This is a genomic window from Microseira wollei NIES-4236, from assembly GCF_020521235.1.
GTDB classification, from domain to species: domain Bacteria; phylum Cyanobacteriota; class Cyanobacteriia; order Cyanobacteriales; family Aerosakkonemataceae; genus Microseira; species Microseira wollei.
Genome location: NZ_BLAY01000757.1, coordinates 1 through 248 on the forward strand (window position 1 = coordinate 1; position 248 = coordinate 248).

At 48.4% G+C, this 248-nt stretch carries 1 protein-coding gene; it reads left to right on the plus strand.

Annotated features, from left to right (window positions below; genetic code table 11):
* A partial coding sequence (locus tag MiSe_RS50460; protein ID WP_226595151.1) for a hypothetical protein occupies positions 1–188 on the plus strand: 188 nt, incomplete at its 5' end.
* Positions 189–248 lie beyond the last annotated feature (60 nt).

Below are 248 nucleotides of genomic sequence, written 5' to 3' on the forward strand. Positions count from 1 at the left end.
TGTCCCTACAGACGATCAAACAGATTAACGGGTTGGTAGGGACACGGCGTCGCATAATGTTTCGTTTATACCCAAAATTGTCAAATGCCGTGTCCCTACAGACGATCAAACAGATTAACGTGTTGCTAGGGACACGGCGTCCCAAAATTGTCAAATGCCGTGTCCCTACAGACGATCAAACAGATTAACGCGTTGCTGGGGACACGGCGTCCCAAAATTGTCAAATGCCGTGTCCCTACAGACGATCA